The organism is Nitrobacter sp. MLSD-S21 (assembly GCF_058809865.1).
The window spans coordinates 1-1,533 of the sequence record NZ_JBXASZ010000023.1 but is presented as its reverse complement, the minus strand read 5'-3'; the positions used below and the strand labels follow the sequence as shown (position 1 = coordinate 1,533).

Below are 1,533 nucleotides of genomic sequence, written 5' to 3'. Positions count from 1 at the left end.
AGCGTCTTCTTCGCGGGAAGATGCGACTGCTCAATCATCCTGATGATCTCGAGCTTCTCAGATGCGGGGTATCTCATTCGTCGTCGCCCCCATCCGCGATCATGCTTATGGAATGGCCCGCCCTTTCTCCGGCATCGAGTACGATGCTGGTGTCAAAAAAGAAAGGAACGAGCCAATGTCTATAGCGATCGTCGGTATTGATCTGGGCAAAAACTCTTGCAGCGTAGTTGGCGTCGACGCGACCGGTGCGGTGGTCGTTCGTCGAACGATGCGCCGGCAAACGCTGATCGACTATGTGACGAAACTTCCGGCCTGTGTAGTCGCGATGGAAGCGTGCTGCGGCGCCCATCACCTGGGCCGCCTGTTTGTCGCGCAAGGTCATGAGATCCGGTTGATGTCGCCGGAATACGTCCGTCCATATATCAAAGCTCAGAAAAACGACGACCGCGATGCTGAAGGAATCGCCGAGGCTGCCTCACGACCGACAATGCGGTTCGTTGAACTCAAGAACCAGGAGCAGTTGGATATTCAAACGCTGCATCGTGTGCGCTCGCGCCTCGTGGCAGAACGAACGAACCTCATCAATCAACTGCGCGCGATCCTGCTGGAGCGCGGGGAGATCTTCCCGGCCGGTCGGCGGAAATTCGAGCTGGGCGTGGATGGCATGCTTGTCGATGGCGATCAAACATTGTCCCCGCGTATACGCCAGTTGGCTGGCGATTTACGTACCGAATGGAAAGAGCTCGACACGAAAATCGCGGCGTTGAATGGCGAATTTGTCAAACTGGCACGCAATGATCCCGCAGCTTGCAGGTTGACTTCCATCCCTGGCGTTGGCGTGCTCAACGCAACGGCCCTGGTCGCTGCGGTTGGCGATGCAAGTAATTTTGCCAAGGCCCGGGACCTGGGCGCCTGGCTCGGGTTGGTTCCGAAACAATCCAGCACGGGAGGTAAGGCTCGGCTGCTCGGGATATCCAAGCGTGGCAACACTTATTTGCGCACTCTACTCATTCACGGCGCTCGCGCGGCTTTGCCATCGCTGTCACAAAGCGATACGCCACTGGGGCGGTGGCTCAAGGCAATGATCGAGCGGGGCGTACACCGTAACGCCGTAGTGGTGGCTTTAGCCAACAAGCTGGCGCGGATAGCTTGGGCCATCTTGCGCAAGGAAGCGCGCTTTGAACGCAGTTACCCAGTAGCCGTGGTTTAACGAGATCAGCGCTGCGCATAGTTCGCGTAGTCCAACGGGGTTTGCAGGAAGGATCGAAGAGATGGCCTGACAGTCGAACGGCGTTCGGAAATCCCGATCAAAAAAATGGCACATTCGCTGCCGGCATGCTTATGGGGCTCTGAACGTGCGGATATCCATCTTGGCCATGGGCTTGCTCATGAGACCGTATACGTTGACGCAGACTGTTCAGAATGCCGTAAAATCCTCTTGCAGACGGGGCGGGCCATACGTTTTTTTGAGCAGACGGTTCTCCAGCGTCAGATCGGCAACCGCCTCTTTCAAGGCACGGGTCTCACGGCGCA

Annotated in this window: 1 protein-coding gene; it reads left to right on the top strand. The window is 57.1% G+C overall.

The features are described from left to right. Nucleotides 1-175 precede the first annotated feature (175 nt). Nucleotides 176-1,210, top strand: a complete 1,035-nt coding sequence (locus tag AC1RT6_RS21200) for an IS110 family RNA-guided transposase (RefSeq protein WP_472791809.1) — start codon at nucleotides 176-178, stop codon at nucleotides 1,208-1,210. Nucleotides 1,211-1,533: the final 323 nt, after the last annotated feature.